This window comes from Synechococcus sp. M16.1, assembly GCF_014279895.1.
GTDB lineage: Bacteria > Cyanobacteriota > Cyanobacteriia > PCC-6307 > Cyanobiaceae > Parasynechococcus.
This window is the reverse complement of the sequence record NZ_CP047954.1, coordinates 491,693-506,199: the sequence shown is the minus strand read 5'-3', so window position 1 is coordinate 506,199 and position 14,507 is coordinate 491,693. Positions and strand designations below refer to the sequence as shown.

Genomic DNA, 14,507 nt, shown 5'->3' with positions numbered 1-14,507 from the left:
GTTGATCAGTCATCCATCGCATCCGCGAGACGCGATGCAGCGTCCACCAACTCATTCAATGGCCGCACAAGCGCCATGCGCAGCCACTGGCGACCGCCGCCACCAAACCCAGACCCAGGGGTCAAAGCGACACCACTGCGCTGAAGCAGTTCCCTCGCGGCATCTTCATCACTCCAGCCCCGACGATGGGCCGCATCAGGCAAGGGGAACCAGAGGTACATCGCCATCTCTGGACAGGGAACCGACCAACCGCGTGCCCTGAGGGTCTCGACCACACGATCCCGTCGTTCGCGATAAGTCGGATGCAGTTGCCGCGGCCAATCGGGGAAGCGTTGCAAGGCCTGAATCGCACCCTGCTGCAGAGCCAGGCTCTGGTTGAAATCGATGACGGCCTTGACGCGACGCAGGGCGGCAATCAGCGGTGCAGCCCCAACGGCAAAACCAAGTCGGAATCCCCCAAGGCACCAGCCCTTCGAAAGGGAGAAGAATTCAATGCCGCACTCCCGCCAGTTCGAAGCCTGCAACAGCGAGGGAGGCTCTCCATCCAGGGCGAGATCCACATAGGGATTGTCGTGAGCGATCACCACGTCATGCCGAGCTGCGATCGCCGTGATGCGATTGAGATCCTCCTGATCCCCCACCCGGGCTGAAGGGTTGTGGGGATACCCCAAAACGAACAGCTTCAGTTGATCCCAGAGCTGGGGGCTGATGGTCGTCAGGTCCGGCCGCCAGTCGTTTTCAGGGGAAAGAGAAAGGGCCGTGGTCCGGGCTCCCGCCAGGTGCAATCCACCGGTATGGGACGGATAACAGGGGTCCAGATGCAAGGCGGCGTCACCGGGATCCAGCACCGCCAGTGGCAGATGGGCGGTTCCTTCCTGGGATCCCACCAACAACTGGACCTCATGATCAGGATCCACGGCAACGTCGAAGCGATACCGACACCAGTCCGCGACGGCGGCATGAAAAGGCCTCAGTCCGGCTTGAAGGCAATAGGAGCTGCTGCTGGACTCCATGACCGCTGAGGCCATGGAGTCCAACAACGCCGTGGGAGGCCGAAGATCAGAGGATCCGATGGAGAGATCCACCAGATCCGGACGGACCGAAGAAGACGCCTCGAGCCGATAAGCCTGTTTGGCGGCATCAACACGGGCAAAAACAGCGCTGCCCAGTGAGGCAAGCCGCTTAGAGGTTGGCATCCAGGAAGGACTGCAGCTGCGGTTTGGCGATGGCACCTTCATGCCGCGCCACCACTTCACCGTTGCGGAAGAGGATGAGTGTGGGGATGCCCTGAACCTGGTAAGCGTCACGGGTCTGAGGATTGGAATCCACCTCGAGCTTGCCGACGCTGACGCGATCGCCGTAGTCGCTCGCCACCCAATCCATCAACGGTGCGATCAGTCGGCAGGGGCCGCACCAGGCAGCCCAGAAATCGACGAGGACCGTGCCGGAAGCCTTGAGAACTTCACGTTCAAAACCAGCGTCGGTGAAATCGGCAACAGCTCCAGCCAAGGCACTCAAATGACTGAACTGATCCTATGGAAAGCCGGACGACTTTCCTGGGTTGATCAGAGCTTGTCGATGGATCGTTTCAAGTCTTCGAGTTCAGCATCCACCTCTTCCACCTGCACGGGCTTCACGGCCTCGGAGGTCTCAGATGCGGGAAGAGCAACGGCTTCCGGGCCTCCCTTCAGCTGAGCGCGCAACGCCTCGAGATCATCATCAACACCGCCACCGCTTTCCAAAGCCGCGAACTGACTCTCCAGATCAGATCCAGCCAGCTCAGCCGCAGCCTGGCCGGTGGCCTCCAGGGCCTCCACCTTTTCCTCCATCCGCTCGAAGGCCGCCATGGCGGAATCAGTGCCGATGCTGCCAACGGCACTTTGCAACTGCTGCTGGGCCTTGGCCGCCTGGGCCCTGGCCTTGAGCATGTCCTTCTTGGTCTTGGCTTCAGCGATCTTTCCTTCGAGGGCAACCAGACTCTTCTTGAGCGATTCCACCTGGCCGTCCTGGGCCTGGACCTGGGCCGTCAGCGAGGTTGCTGTCTCCTGGAACGTCTTGCGGCGGGTCAATGCTTCCCGAGCCAGGGATTCCTCACCCTTCTTCAACGCCAGCTCAGCACGCTCATACCAGGTCTTGGATTGAGCTGCAGCCTGCTCAGCCTGGCTGGTCAGTCGCTTCTGACTCGCGATCGCCAGGGCAACCGCCTGACGCAACTTGACCAGATCCGCCTGCATGTCAGCGACGGATTGATCAAGGATCTTGGCCGGGTCCTCCATGCTGCTGACGGCAGCGTTGGCGTTGGCACGAACCAGCCTGCTCAGCCGATCAAAGAAACCCATGACTTGGCCTCAGACGCGCTGAGATTAGCGAGGTTCCTGCAGCAGTTCTGCCTAGGATCAACCCATGGCGGTTGCACCTGAATCCCAACGGCGTCGCCTTCCGGGCCTGGAGCTGCTGCAGTCAGCTGCGCCAGCACCGGCAGAACCCTTGAAAACCTGTCTTGGCGCACTTCAGAGGGAGTGGCGCAAGGACGACCATCTGGCAGCGCTCTGGCAGGACTGGCCGAGAGTTGCGGGAGCGCAACTAGCACCGCACTGCCGCCCCCTATCGCTGCAACGCGGGGTGCTGACCGTGGGAGCCAGCCATCCTCAATGGCGCCAGGCTCTCCTTTACAACAAGCCTCAACTGATCAGCGCCCTGCACCAAGCCGGCCACGCGGTGCGTGATCTGCGCATTCAGCAACACCACTCCCTCCAATCCCCAGTGCTGGAGAGCGAAGCCAGCATTTGGGCCCAGCATCCGAGCCGCACCGATGTGCACGGCATGGGGACATGCCCGGACTGCGGCCGACCAGCACCCAACGGAGAAGTCAAGCTCTGGGGGCACTGCGGTTTTTGCCATCGCCAGACCTTGTCGCCCTCCTAAGGCTCCACAACTCAATACCGCTCCGGGCGCGGCTCCTCCCAGTCGGCATCGACGCCATCGGCCATCAGGGTTTGTGCCCGTTGCTCAAGGCGAGTGCGGTCCAGACGCCAAACGTCGTAGATCCCGATCTGTCCCAGCAGCTCAGGCTGCAGGTTCCTCCAATGATCCCGTTCTGCCGTTCCGCGATCGATCAGCACCAGTACGGTTCTGGAGGCACCGGGGCTCCCGAGGGGATATCCACTCCAGCCGCGTCGCTGTTCATGGGCCAGGCGATCCGCAATGTTGACCAACGCCCCATCGGATTGGCCTTCGTAAAGGATCACCTGGCCTGTGTAGAAGTGCAGCGAAGGCTTCATGGCGCCAACCATGACCATGGGCTCTCCACGGCGCTGCTGCGACAACATCAGTGAGGCCGCGTCACGCACGGGCTGCTGACGCAGACGATCGGCGAGTTCGGCGATAGGAACCAGAGCCGTGAGATGAAATCCGAGCAGACAGCCCTGCATGGCCAGCAAGGCTTGAGCAGCAGCACGACGCTGAAGCAACAGACCGGCTCCAAGCACGGCTGCAGCGCTGAACCAGACCGCAGCCCACTTCAACAAACCGCTGGCAAGCAAATCCACCGACAGCGTCGGCATCTCCGGATCCTCGATCAAGGGAACCCAGAGCGATCCCCGCCAGAACCCAGCAGCCAGGACGGCGATCAAGGCCAGGCAAGTTGCCCAGGCCATCCGTTGCCAGCGCGAAGAGCCCACCGTGGCCTGGGCCACCAACAGGGCCGCCGCGGGGGTGGCGGGCAACCAATAACTGGGGAGCTTGGTGGCTGCGGTGGTGAACAGCAGCAGCACCGCCAACAGCCAGCACGCTGCGAATTGATGCAACGAATGCTCCGGAGCGATTCGAGATCGGGGCACCCGTGCCAGGCCAATCAGCAGGTAGGGCGTGAAGGGCAGGGCAGCCACGAGCATCACCGGGCCGAAAAACCACCAGGGCTGCAGGTGATCGTTCACCACGGAGGTGAAGCGTTGAAGGTTGTGGTAGCCGAAAAAGCTGTCCCAGAAGGGCTGTCCTTCCACCAGCAACTCCAGGGCATACCAGGGAAGGCTGATCAGAGCGGTGAGCAGCAACCCTGGCAGCGGGCGCAGCCGCTGCCAGGGTTGAACAAGATCGCGTCGCAACGCGCCGAACATCAGCAGAGCGAGACCAGACAGCACCACAGCAACAGGCCCCTTGGCCAGCACTGCGAATCCGAGAATCACCCAGGCTGGCCACCAGGCCACCTCTTGGGGGGCGGCAAAACGCCTCCACTGCAACAACAGGCTGAGACCCAACAGGCCACACAACAGGGCATCACTCACTGCGGTGCGGCTCCAGACGAGCACCAGCGGCGAGAAGGCAAAGGCCAGCGGTGCGATCAGTGCCGTCAAACGCGGACGGGCATCGCCGGAGAACGGCCAGCGCAGCACCGTATCGGCGAGGCCAAGCATCAGTCCGAGCGTGGCCAGGGCGGAAGGAAGCCGTGCCGCCCAACTGCCGAGAGGATCCCAAACCTCGCGTCCGGGCCAGGCATAGCCAAACCCCATCAGCCAGTACACCAGGGGCGGTTTGTCGTAACGGGGCAAGCCGTTCACACGAGGCGTCAGCCAATCGCCGGTGTCAGCCATGGCCCGTCCGGCTGCGGCAAACAACGGCGGAGTTTCATCCACCACACCGGTGGATCCCAACCGCCAAAAGGTGATAACGAGTCCCAGGGTCAGCACAAGTGCCAGAACCTGGCGTCGCTGGCGTCCTGAAACATTGACCGACAAGGGACCTTCAGCTCCTGCGGTTGATGCTGACATCCGCCGTCAGTCCTGTTCGAACCCAAGCTTCAACACGCTGACTGAAGACCTCACAAGAGGCGTGCTCTTCAGCCCAGCTGCGGCAGAGGGAGCGCTCAATGCTGTCGACACGCCGAAGAGCCTCCGTGATGGCAGCAACATCGTCGGGCGGCACCAACCAGCCAGTGCGACCGGAACAGATCAGCTCCCCCGGTCCTCCACGGTCATAGGCGACGACCGGAACACCACAGGCCAGGGCTTCAACCACAACATTGCCGTAGGCCTCATTCCATTTCGGTGTGTTGATCAGAGCGCGGCAGTGGCCCATCTCCTGCTGCAGCTCCCGGGTCGATCGAAATCCACGCCAGTCGATCGTGCCCTTAGGAACACTCGACTCCACCTGCCGGGCATAGGCGTCGTCTTCACGCAGCCCCCAAACCAGAAGCTGTTCACCCAGGGCGGCAGCGGCAGCAGCAGCATCCTCCAGCCCCTTTTCCGGAGCGATGCGGCCTGCCCAACCAAGGGGGCCATTGGTCTGCCCTTGGAAGGTGTAGTTGCTGAGATCAAATCCGTTGCCCACAACACTGGGCGGAGAAGGCAGCCGGAAATCAGCGGCCTGGCGGTGGGTGTGAAAAGCAAGGCGACGGGAATCCCAGGCGGCGACGGCTTCGATCACATCGCGCATCACCGCAGCCACATCCCCCATGCTCACGAGATGAAAGAGCCTGGCGCTGACCCGTTGCGTCAGCCACAGCGGCAGCCAGTCGTAGCCACCGTTGATCACGGCGTCGGCGGACTGACCCACATCGAGCGCGGCCTCCCAGAGAGCCGGCAGAAGCCCATTACGGGGAATTTCTACCGGCGCATGCTCGGCGGCGTGCTGCCAGCTGGGCTGGTTCACACCCTCCACCTCCAGCAACTCAACTCCTCTGCAGTCGACGGGGAGCGTGGAGCCCTTGGCGGCCACAACCGTGACCCTGTGGCCACGCCGCACCAACCCCTGCACCAAGGATCGGAGGGTGAGCTCCACACCTCCACCCTCGCCACTACCGAGGGCCCCGATGGGCGTGTTGACGATGACGAGGTGAAGCGGCGACTCCGTCATGAGGAGGGGTCCGCAAGCGACAGCGGCTCCCAGAACCGGCGACGTTGACTCACAAAGATCACCGACACGAGCACCATCACAACACCGATCCACTGGAGCAGATCAAGGCGCTCTCCAAGCAACCAACCACCGGTGGCCAAGGCAAACACAGGGGTGAGAAATCCAAGGCTGCTGAAACTGGTGAGATCGCGCTGATTGGCGAACCAGAAGAACAATCCGTAGGCCAGGGCGCTTCCGAGCAAACTTGCGTACCCCATGCGCGCCCAGTCCGTTGCCGTCCAGACCAAGCCGGCATCCGTGCGCTGCAGGGCATGAACCCCGAGCAAGGGAAGTCCCCCCAGCACCATGTGCCAGGCCGTAACGCTGACCGGATCACTGTGGCGTGAGGCAAAGCGAATCAACACCGTCCCAGCTGCCATGGCGACGGCCGCCAGCAACATCCAGCCCTCACCGGGCTGAAACAACTGCTGCACCACCGGCGGGTCAGCCAACAACCACCAATGTCCCAACAGCTCAGCCGGTAGGCCGATGCAGACGATTCCAGCCAAACCGATGGCCAGCCCCATCCAGCCGATGGGATTGATCGACTCCATGAACAACGCGCGTGCCATCAGGGCCACCAACAGAGGTTGGCAATCAATCAGGACGGAACCGAGACCCGCGCCTGTGCCCTCCAACCCCCGCGCCAACAGGCCTTGAAACAAGGTGGCATCCACCAGGGTGAACAGGAGGAACCAAGGCCGATCACGGGAATCGATCGCCAGGCCTCGGCCGGTGCACTGGCCCCAGAGCAGAAGAGCCAAACCGGCGGGCACAAGGCGCAAGCCAGCAACCAGCCAAGGCCCTGCGCTGGCGAGCAATGGCGCCATGGCGGTCATCGCCGTTCCCCAGAGCGCGAAGGGCAACACCATCAGAAACCAGAGTCGCAACGACGGCATGGATGGGCGCTGGGGTGCTCTTTTTAAGATCTGGAGCGATGCAGATGCGCAACATGATCTGGCCCTGGCGGCGAAAATCCCGACGACGGATGGCGCGCATCGTTGTTGATGGCCCCATCACCGGTGCCACGCGGAAGCGGGTGCTCAAAGCGCTGCGGGAGGTGAAGCAAAGGGAATTTCCAGCACTGCTGCTGCGCATTGACAGCCCCGGCGGCACGGTTGGAGACAGCCAGGAGATTTATGCAGCCCTGCTGCGGCTCCGGGAACAGGGCTGTCGTGTGGTGGCCAGCTTCGGCAACATCTCCGCCTCCGGCGGCGTCTACATCGGTGTGGCTGCGGAGAAAATCGTCGCCAATCCCGGCACGATCACCGGTTCCATCGGGGTGATCCTGCGGGGCAACGACCTCTCGCGGGTGTTCGAAAAGATCGGGATTCGCTTCGACACGGTGAAGAGCGGCCCGTTCAAGGACATCCTTTCCCCGGATCGTCCGCTGAGCGATGCCGAACGTGCATTGCTTCAGGAGCTGATCGACAGCAGCTATGGCCAGTTCGTTGGTGTTGTGGCGCAGGGACGAAACCTTGAGCTGGAAACGGTGAAGCGCTTCGCCGATGGACGGGTGTTCAGCGGAGAACAGGCACAGGCGCTGGGCTTGGTGGATGAACTCGGCGACGAAGACCATGCCCGTCGCCTCGCGGCGCAACTGGCCGATCTCGACGCGGACGACATTCGCCCCGTCACCCTGGGCAAGCAACGCCGCAAGCTCAGTGGCTTACTGCCTGGGTCCCAGCTCCTGCATCAACTGCAGCAGCGACTCTCGATTGAATTGATGGGGAGCGGTCAAGTGCTTTGGCTGTACCGCCCATGACCAGCTCACCCCTTGTTCTGAGAGGCCTGCGCGGGGCCACCACCTGCACGGAGAACAGCACGGAGGCCATCCATGCGGCAGTCAGCGCCCTGATGGACGCCCTTGTCGATCGCAATGGTCTGACCCCCGATCAGCTGGTGTCGGTGACCTTCTCGGTCACAGCCGATCTCGACGCCTGTTTCCCGGCGGCCATTGCCAGGCGGCGGCCCGGCTGGGACACGGTGGCTTTGCTGGATTGCCAGCAAATGGCGGTTCAAGGCGACCTCCCCCGCTGCATCCGTGTTCTGGCCCACGCCTGGATCCCGCAGGACCAGCAACCCGTGCATCCTTATCAGGGCGACGCGCAGCGGCTCCGTCCAGACAGATCTGGTCACAACTGACAGATCAGCCTCCGACCCCTGAGATCACCGCCCACTGGTTGGACTCAGGAGAATCCCATCATCAAGATTCTTCCCATGGCCCGTTCCCCCATCAGACGCTTGCTTGCTGGAGCCGGCACTGCTGCAGCTCTGTTGATGGGCTCAGCACTCACCGGAACTCCCGAGCAGATCGCCCACGCCCAGGGCACACCGGGGCTGATGGAATTCCGCTGGGACAACGACCGGGACTACCGGAAGCTGTACTACTACCAAACCTCCAGCATCGAAAACGACCGCTCGGAGTGGTACCTCACCCTGCGCAAAAAGGACCGCAAGACCGCGATTCTCAAACTCACCGTCACCGTTCCGGACTACTTCGACTCCAAGCTCAAGCCCCACCGCATGCGCATTTGCCGCACCAGCGTTGGCAGCATGATGAGCCGCAGCAAGTGTCTCGAAGAGATCCCGGCGGTGATTGAGGTCAACAAAGACCAAACAGAAATCGTGGTCTTCCCCGACACGCCGCTGCCTTCAGACGGGGACTACTCGCTTCACATCAAGCTGTTCAACCCCCAGGGGGAGCGCATGTATCAGTTCAACGCCCTGGTGCAGGCCCCCGGCGATGTGCCGATGTCCGGCTACCGCGGCAGCTGGCTGATCGATGTGGACTGACTGATAAAATCCCAGATTCAGATCGGCCGGTAGCCAGGAGACGTCCATGACCAAGCGCACCCTCGGGGGAACAAACCGCAAGAGGAAGCGCGTCTCGGGTTTCCGTGTACGGATGCGCTCCCACACCGGCCGTCGTGTGATCCGCACGCGCCGCAAGCGCGGCCGCGCCCGCCTCGCCGCTTGATGGTGTGGGGTGAATTCAGAGAATTCACCCCAGCCTCGGCATCCCCAAACAGAATTGGTTGATGGTCCTTCCCGCCTCCATGCGATTGCGCGGGCATCGATGCTTCAACCGTTTGCACCGGTCCTCCAAGCGCCAACACGGAACCTTGATGGTTCTGCGCGTCGCTGCAGGTGATTCCAACTTGCTTCGCCGGGAGTTGCGGGGCATCCAGGAAAGAACCTGCCGCTGCGCCCTTGTGATCAGCAACAAAGTGAGCAAGCGTTCCGTCAAGCGGAACCGGCTCAGGCGGCTTCTGCATGACCACCTGCGTCGACGTTTTGAACAACGAAACGATCTGGCGGGCCGGTGGTTGCTGATCAGCCTTCGCCCGGAAGCCGCGGAAGCCGAACCCACACAGTTGCTCGAAGAATGCGACAGTCTTCTCAGAAGCGCCGGACTGGATCCATGACCAGCATTCAGGAAGATGTCCACTACGACGGTGGACCAGCCCGCGGGGATCTGATCTTCAACATCCTGCTTGGCTTCACCCTGATCGGCCTTCCCTTCACCATCGGAGCCGTTGTTCGGGCCCTTTGGCTGCGCTTCCACATCACCAGTCGCCGCATCTCGGTGACGGGGGGCTGGATGGGCAAAGACAAAACCCAGGTTGTGTATTCACAGATCAGCGAAGTGCGCACCGTGCCCCGGGGCTTCGGTGCCTGGGGAGACATGGTGTTGGTGCTCAAGGACGGCGCCAGGCTCGAACTGCGCTCGATGCCCCGATTCCGGGAAGTTGAGGCCTACATCCTCGAACGCATCAGCAGCCGTGCGGCCAAAGCCCAAGAGAAAACCACTGAAGGTTTCGCCGCCTGAGTGCAGCTGTTCATGCACACTGGCCTCACAACGTCCCGCCCCCCCGTTTCTTCAACGTGATCGGATACATCTCCGACAACCTGCTGATTCCAATCCTGGACTTCTTCTATGGGTTGGTTCCGAGCTATGGCCTGGCCATCGTCGCCCTCACCCTCGTGATACGGATCGCGCTCTACCCCCTGAGCGCAGGATCGATTCGCAGCGCTCGGCGCATGCGCATCGCCCAACCGGTGATTCAGAAACGTCAGGCTGAGATCAAAAGCCGGTATGCCAACAATCCTCAGAAACAGCAGGAGGAGCTGGGCAATGTGATGAAGGAATTCGGCAGCCCCCTGGCGGGATGCCTGCCGCTGCTGGTGCAGATGCCGATCCTGTTTGCACTGTTTGCAACCCTGCGGGGATCACCGTTCGCCGATGTCCCTTACACCTTGAACATGAAGGTGTTGCCGGCCGACCAGATCGCTGCCGTTGAACCCAAACCCTTCAACAGCGCCAGCCATTCCATCTTCATCGGCGAAACCGACCACGTGCCGGTGATCGCCAGCCTGCCGCGGGGCACCAAGATCGGCGTTGGCGACAGCGCCACCGTGAACCTTCATACGAAGGACGGCCGCGCCTTCAGCGACGTGCTCACGGATGTTGAGAACCCTGGACGCTTCTCCCCCACCTGGGCAGTGACCAAAGGTGATGACATCGTCAGCGTCAGTGAGGACGGCACGATCACGGCCCTCGCCTCCGGTGACGCCACCGTTGAAGCGAAGATTCCGGGCCTGGCAGCCCGTAGCGGCTTCCTGTTCATCAAAGCCCTGGGCCAGGTTGGCTTCTATGCCGACGGTGCCATCAACTGGGACATCGCCATTCTCGTTGCCGGCTTCGGCATCACCCTGTTCATCTCCCAACTGCTTTCGGGCATGGGCATGCCTGCCAACCCTCAGCAGGCCACGGCCAACAAAATCACTCCGGTGATGATCACGGGGATGTTCTTGTTCTTCCCACTCCCCGCCGGCGTTCTGCTCTACATGCTGATCGCCAACATCTTCCAAGGCCTGCAGACCTTCATCCTCACCAAAGAGGCACTGCCCGACAACCTGCAGAAAATTCTGGATCAGCAATTGGCCCAGAAAACAGTGACGGTCTCTGCCACCTCAGGCGGCTCACGCCTGCCCTTTGAACCGAAGGGCAAGTGATCGAGGCACTGGAGCCTGTTCCCCTCCAGGAGCTCCGGGCCCTCGGCACCGCGAAAGTCTGGGAGGTTGAGGGTGAGCTCGATGAGCTCCCCTCACTCACACCAGTGCGAGGCCATGTTTCCGCAGAGCACCGCGGCAACGTCTTGGCGGTTGAGGGGAGACTCAACACGATCGTCACGCTCTGCTGCGATCGCTGCCTGAATCAGTTCAATCAGAAGCTCAGCTGCACGCCTTCCGAGCTGATCTGGCTGGGAGACGAGCAACCGACGGCCGACGAGCTGGAGCTTTCCGGAGAGGTGGCCGAGATGGAAGGGCTGGTGGATGTTCTCGATCCACGCGGTCAATTTGACCCCCAGCAATGGGCCTTCGAACAGCTCAACCTGCTGTTGCCGGTTGTCAATCATTGCGGTGACCACTGCCCAGGCCCACCAGGCCTCCAGCAGCAGCCCGTGATCCCAGACACCAAGACAAAGGCTGTGGATCCCCGCTGGCAGGCCCTGCAGCAGCTTCAGCAGCAGATCGATCAGCCATGAGCAGTGCCACCTGGGGACATCAGATCGACCTTCTGGTACGGGCGCGCACACCCCTGATCTGGGTGCGGAGCAATGAGGAAGCCCGGGTGGAGAGCCTGCTGGGAGAGGCTGCTCAGCGGCTTGCACGCCAGCTGGTCTGCTGGAATTTCATCGATGGCATCAGCGGGCCGGTGAATTCCGATGGCCAGGGGAGCCGTCAACCGATGGCCATGCTGCAGTGGCTTCAGCAACGGGATGCTGGCAGCCCAACCCTTCTGCTCGCCAAGGATTTTCATCGTTTCTGCGATGACCCGGGCGTTGCCCGGATGCTGCGCAATCTCGAAGCATCCCTGCGCAGCACCCCGCACACCCTGGTGTTGTGCTGCGGGCAATGGACACCCCCCGGCGATCTGGAAGAAAGCCTCACGCTTCTCGATCTCCCCCTTCCCGACAGCGACGACCTGCGCCGGCTGATCAGCAGCATCGGCACCAGCAGCGGCACCCCCCTGCCAGCTCCTGTCCTGGATGAATTGGCTCAGGCCTGCAGCGGGCTCAGCGAGATGCGTGTTCGCCAGGTGGCTGCCCGGGCCCTGGCCCGCCGCGGCCAGTTGGGATCTGAGGATCTGCAGGACGTTCTGGACGAAAAACGTCAAACGATTGCCCGCAGTGAGGTACTGGAGTTCTGTCGCAGCGATGCGGGAACCGAAGCCATCGGTGGCCTCGATGGTCTCAAGACCTGGCTGAACCAGCGGCACCGGGCCTTCTCGGAAGATGCACGGCGTTTCGGACTGCCTCTGCCCCGTGGCGTCCTGCTCGTGGGCCCTCAAGGCACCGGCAAATCCCTCACGGCCAAGGCCATCGCCTGCAGTTGGTCGATGCCCCTGTTGCGGCTGGATGTGGGGCGGCTGTTCGCGGGTCTGGTGGGGGCCAGCGAGGCACGCACTCGCGAGATGATTCAACGGGCTGAAGCCATGGCACCCTGCGTGCTCTGGATCGATGAGATCGACAAGGGCTTCGGCGGGGATGGCCGCAGTGACGGCGGCACAACCCAGCGGGTTCTGGCCAACGTGCTCACCTGGATGGCGGAGAAACAGTCACCGGTGTTCGTGGTGGCCACCGCCAACGGCGTTGAGAAGCTGCCACCGGAGCTGCTGCGAAAGGGACGTTTCGATGAGATCTTCATGCTCGATCTGCCCAGCAGCGCTGAGCGCCGCAGCATTCTTGAGCTGCATCTGGAACGGAGACGACCGGGGCTGAAGCTTCCCCTGGAGACGGTGGTAAGCCGCAGTGAGGGCTTCTCAGGTGCCGAGCTGGAGCAGACCGTGATCGAAGCGATGCACCTGGCCTTTGCCGACAACCGTGAGTTGACGGAGCCTGATCTGATTGGAGCGGCCTCCCAGCTCATCCCCCTCTCCCGCACCGCCAGCGAACAACTCGAGCGGCTGAAACTGTGGGCTGACGGCGGCCGTGCCCGCCCCGCCTCTGTTGCTGCAGGTAACGAAGCCTGACGCGGCGTAACGAACGCCCGCCTTGAGGAAGGCGCTGGCCGGCGCGCTTTCTACGGTCCCAACAACAGCAGGACCAACGTGGAGAGCCGCAACGACATCGCCACTCAGCTCTGCGTGGCCTGCCTTGGTGCCGGTGTGATCACGACCATGGCCGTCGCCCAGGGGCAAAGCCCCCTCACCGCCCTTGGCATCACCCTGTTCTCGGGCATCGCGGCGGTGATGGTCGGCCAGGTGCTCTGAAACGGACTGCCATAGGCTGCCGGCGCTGACGCCCCTGAAACCGTGCTCGATCAGCGCCTTGTGCGTGACAACCCCGAAACGATCGCCCAGCAACTGGGGCGTCGAGGTAAGGCTGTTGATCTCACCAAACTGCAGTTGATTGCTCAGAAGCAGCGCGATCTGGAGCAACAACGCAGCAACCTGCGGGCGGAAGGAAACCGGATCGGAAAGGAAGTCGGCCAACGCATCAAGTCGGGCGCTGATCCCAAAGGCGACGAGGTCGCCGAACTCCGCCAACAGGGCAATGCCATCAAGCAGAAGGTGGCGGTGCTGGAGGAAGAAGAAAAGCAGCTCTCCAGTGAGCTCAAGCAGCAGCTGCTGGGGTTCCCCAACCTCCCCTCAGAGGCCTGTCCTGATGGGCGCAGCGAAGACGACAACGTTGAAGTGCGCCGCTGGGGTACCCCCCGGGTTGATGACAGCCTCGACGAGCACTGGCAGATCGCTGAGCGGTTACAGCTGTTCGACACCGAACGCTCCGTCCGCATTGCGCAGAGCCGTTTTGTCACGTTGATGGGCCAGGGGGCACGCCTGGAGCGTGGCCTGATCAATTTCATGCTCGACCTCCACACGAGCAAGGGCTACCGCGAGGTGCTGCCCCCTGTGCTGGTGAACAGCGCCAGCCTCACCGGATCAGGACAACTACCCAAGTTCGCTGAGGAAAGCTTCCGTTGCGCGGAGGACGACCTCTGGCTGACACCGACCGCTGAGGTGCCCGTGACCTCCCTGCACCGGGACGAAATCATCCCGGCAGATCAACTGCCCCTTCGCTACGCCGCCTACAGCCCCTGCTTCCGCCGTGAGGCCGGCAGCTATGGCCGCGACACCCGTGGCCTGATCCGCCTGCACCAATTCAACAAGGTGGAGCTGTACTGGTTTGTGCACCCCGATCACTCCGAAGAGGCGCACCAACAGATCACGGCCGATGCAGAGGCCGTGCTTCAGGCGCTGGAGCTGCCCTATCGGGTCTTGGACCTCTGCACCGCCGACCTCGGCTTTTCCGCCCGCCGGACCTACGACCTTGAGGTGTGGCTGCCGGGGGCGGGGGCTTACCGGGAAATCTCCAGTTGCAGCGTCTGTGGCGATTTCCAGGCGCGACGGTCCTCCATCCGCACCAAGGAAGGCAAGGCCACAAAGTTGGTTCACACCCTGAATGGCAGTGGCCTGGCCGTCGGCAGAACCATGGCGGCCCTGTTGGAAAACGGCCAACAGCCCGACGGCAGCGTCCTGCTGCCCAAAGCGCTGGTGCCCTACGTCGGCCGCGAGCGACTCCAGCCAGAATGATCCGACTGGACTCCTGACG

General features: G+C 62.4%; 18 protein-coding genes. 12 read left to right on the top strand and 6 right to left on the bottom strand.

The genetic code is table 11. The features are described 5' to 3' along the window. Nucleotides 1-5 precede the first annotated feature (5 nt). The 3 genes from SynM161_RS02765 to SynM161_RS02755 are packed head-to-tail and all read right to left on the bottom strand — an operon-like array spanning nt 6 to nt 2,339. Nucleotides 6-1,196, bottom strand: coding sequence for an aminotransferase class I/II-fold pyridoxal phosphate-dependent enzyme (locus SynM161_RS02765; protein ID WP_186541917.1), 1,191 nt, complete (start codon nt 1,194-1,196; stop codon nt 6-8). Continuing rightward, complete coding sequence (gene trxA / locus SynM161_RS02760; RefSeq protein WP_170950537.1) at nt 1,183-1,509, bottom strand: thioredoxin; 327 nt, start codon at nt 1,507-1,509, stop codon at nt 1,183-1,185. Before trxA ends, SynM161_RS02765 begins: the two co-directional genes overlap by 14 nt. Before the next feature lie 56 nt (nt 1,510-1,565). Then, a complete protein-coding gene (locus tag SynM161_RS02755; RefSeq protein ID WP_186514802.1) occupies nt 1,566-2,339 on the bottom strand; it encodes a PspA/IM30 family protein in 774 nt (257 codons plus the stop codon). 64 nt (nt 2,340-2,403) lie between these two features. Here SynM161_RS02755 and SynM161_RS02750 point away from each other — a divergent pair, with 64 nt between their 5' ends. Continuing rightward, nucleotides 2,404-2,925: a DciA family protein gene (locus SynM161_RS02750; RefSeq protein WP_186541916.1), complete on the top strand. Its 522-nt coding sequence runs from the start codon at nt 2,404-2,406 to the stop codon at nt 2,923-2,925. Between the two features lie 11 nt (nt 2,926-2,936). On the opposite strand, the gene SynM161_RS02745 is transcribed toward SynM161_RS02750, so the two are convergent. Genes SynM161_RS02745 through SynM161_RS02735 form a run of 3 tightly spaced genes read right to left on the bottom strand, consistent with a single transcriptional unit; the run spans nt 2,937 to nt 6,788 of the window. Beyond that, nucleotides 2,937-4,766 carry a glycosyltransferase family 39 protein gene (locus tag SynM161_RS02745; RefSeq protein ID WP_186541915.1) on the bottom strand — a complete coding sequence of 610 codons (1,830 nt, stop codon included), beginning with the start codon at nt 4,764-4,766 and terminating at the stop codon, nt 2,937-2,939. Beyond that, nucleotides 4,741-5,850, bottom strand: a complete 1,110-nt coding sequence (locus tag SynM161_RS02740) for a glycosyltransferase (RefSeq protein WP_186541914.1) — start codon at nt 5,848-5,850, stop codon at nt 4,741-4,743. Before SynM161_RS02740 ends, SynM161_RS02745 begins: the two co-directional genes overlap by 26 nt. Continuing rightward, nucleotides 5,847-6,788, bottom strand: coding sequence for a DMT family transporter (locus SynM161_RS02735; RefSeq protein ID WP_186541913.1), 942 nt, complete (start codon nt 6,786-6,788; stop codon nt 5,847-5,849). The genes SynM161_RS02740 and SynM161_RS02735 overlap by 4 nt, the downstream gene beginning before the upstream one ends. Before the next feature lie 53 nt (nt 6,789-6,841). On the opposite strand from SynM161_RS02735, the gene sppA reads away from it, so the two are divergent. The 11 genes from sppA to serS all read left to right on the top strand — a co-directional run bounded on the left by sppA (nt 6,842) and on the right by serS (nt 14,488). Next, the gene (gene sppA, locus SynM161_RS02730) at nt 6,842-7,654 is read left to right on the top strand and encodes a signal peptide peptidase SppA (protein WP_186542416.1); all 813 of its coding nucleotides are present in this window, start codon (nt 6,842-6,844) and stop codon (nt 7,652-7,654) included. Beyond that, entirely contained in the window at nt 7,651-8,034 is a 384-nt protein-coding gene (gene aroH, locus SynM161_RS02725; protein ID WP_186541912.1) for a chorismate mutase, read from the top strand. The genes sppA and aroH overlap by 4 nt, the downstream gene beginning before the upstream one ends. 75 nt (nt 8,035-8,109) lie before the next feature. Beyond that, entirely contained in the window at nt 8,110-8,685 is a 576-nt protein-coding gene (locus tag SynM161_RS02720) for a DUF2808 domain-containing protein (protein ID WP_186541911.1), read from the top strand. 46 nt (nt 8,686-8,731) lie between these two features. Continuing rightward, entirely contained in the window at nt 8,732-8,869 is a 138-nt protein-coding gene (rpmH, locus tag SynM161_RS02715) for a 50S ribosomal protein L34 (protein WP_011363584.1), read from the top strand. A 61-nt stretch (nt 8,870-8,930) separates the two neighbouring features. Then, entirely contained in the window at nt 8,931-9,317 is a 387-nt protein-coding gene (locus SynM161_RS02710) for a ribonuclease P protein component (protein WP_011363583.1), read from the top strand. Continuing rightward, the gene (locus SynM161_RS02705; protein ID WP_186541910.1) at nt 9,314-9,721 is read left to right on the top strand and encodes a PH domain-containing protein; all 408 of its coding nucleotides are present in this window, start codon (nt 9,314-9,316) and stop codon (nt 9,719-9,721) included. Before SynM161_RS02710 ends, SynM161_RS02705 begins: the two co-directional genes overlap by 4 nt. Nucleotides 9,722-9,777: 56 nt before the next feature. After that, complete coding sequence (gene yidC, locus SynM161_RS02700) at nt 9,778-10,908, top strand: membrane protein insertase YidC (RefSeq protein WP_186541909.1); 1,131 nt, start codon at nt 9,778-9,780, stop codon at nt 10,906-10,908. Beyond that, the gene (locus tag SynM161_RS02695) at nt 10,905-11,441 is read left to right on the top strand and encodes a DUF177 domain-containing protein (protein WP_115010347.1); all 537 of its coding nucleotides are present in this window, start codon (nt 10,905-10,907) and stop codon (nt 11,439-11,441) included. Before yidC ends, SynM161_RS02695 begins: the two co-directional genes overlap by 4 nt. Further along, the gene (locus SynM161_RS02690; protein WP_186541908.1) at nt 11,438-12,928 is read left to right on the top strand and encodes an AAA family ATPase; all 1,491 of its coding nucleotides are present in this window, start codon (nt 11,438-11,440) and stop codon (nt 12,926-12,928) included. The genes SynM161_RS02695 and SynM161_RS02690 overlap by 4 nt, the downstream gene beginning before the upstream one ends. A gap of 78 nt (nt 12,929-13,006) precedes the next feature. After that, nucleotides 13,007-13,168: a hypothetical protein gene (locus SynM161_RS02685; protein WP_006852120.1), complete on the top strand. Its 162-nt coding sequence runs from the start codon at nt 13,007-13,009 to the stop codon at nt 13,166-13,168. 42 nt (nt 13,169-13,210) lie between these two features. Next, complete coding sequence (gene serS / locus SynM161_RS02680) at nt 13,211-14,488, top strand: serine--tRNA ligase (protein WP_186541907.1); 1,278 nt, start codon at nt 13,211-13,213, stop codon at nt 14,486-14,488. Nucleotides 14,489-14,507 lie beyond the last annotated feature (19 nt).

Coding starts and splice junctions, on each gene's coding strand:
- SynM161_RS02765 (WP_186541917.1), bottom strand. CDS start 1,196: ATGCCAACCTCTAAGCGGCTTGCCTCACTGGGCAGCGCTGTTTTTGCC.
- SynM161_RS02755 (WP_186514802.1), bottom strand. CDS start 2,339: ATGGGTTTCTTTGATCGGCTGAGCAGGCTGGTTCGTGCCAACGCCAAC.
- SynM161_RS02750 (WP_186541916.1), top strand. CDS start 2,404: ATGGCGGTTGCACCTGAATCCCAACGGCGTCGCCTTCCGGGCCTGGAG.
- SynM161_RS02745 (WP_186541915.1), bottom strand. CDS start 4,766: ATGTCAGCATCAACCGCAGGAGCTGAAGGTCCCTTGTCGGTCAATGTT.
- SynM161_RS02740 (WP_186541914.1), bottom strand. CDS start 5,850: ATGACGGAGTCGCCGCTTCACCTCGTCATCGTCAACACGCCCATCGGG.
- SynM161_RS02735 (WP_186541913.1), bottom strand. CDS start 6,788: ATGCCGTCGTTGCGACTCTGGTTTCTGATGGTGTTGCCCTTCGCGCTC.
- sppA (WP_186542416.1), top strand. CDS start 6,842: ATGATCTGGCCCTGGCGGCGAAAATCCCGACGACGGATGGCGCGCATC.
- aroH (WP_186541912.1), top strand. CDS start 7,651: ATGACCAGCTCACCCCTTGTTCTGAGAGGCCTGCGCGGGGCCACCACC.
- SynM161_RS02720 (WP_186541911.1), top strand. CDS start 8,110: ATGGCCCGTTCCCCCATCAGACGCTTGCTTGCTGGAGCCGGCACTGCT.
- rpmH (WP_011363584.1), top strand. CDS start 8,732: ATGACCAAGCGCACCCTCGGGGGAACAAACCGCAAGAGGAAGCGCGTC.
- SynM161_RS02710 (WP_011363583.1), top strand. CDS start 8,931: ATGGTCCTTCCCGCCTCCATGCGATTGCGCGGGCATCGATGCTTCAAC.
- SynM161_RS02705 (WP_186541910.1), top strand. CDS start 9,314: ATGACCAGCATTCAGGAAGATGTCCACTACGACGGTGGACCAGCCCGC.
- SynM161_RS02690 (WP_186541908.1), top strand. CDS start 11,438: ATGAGCAGTGCCACCTGGGGACATCAGATCGACCTTCTGGTACGGGCG.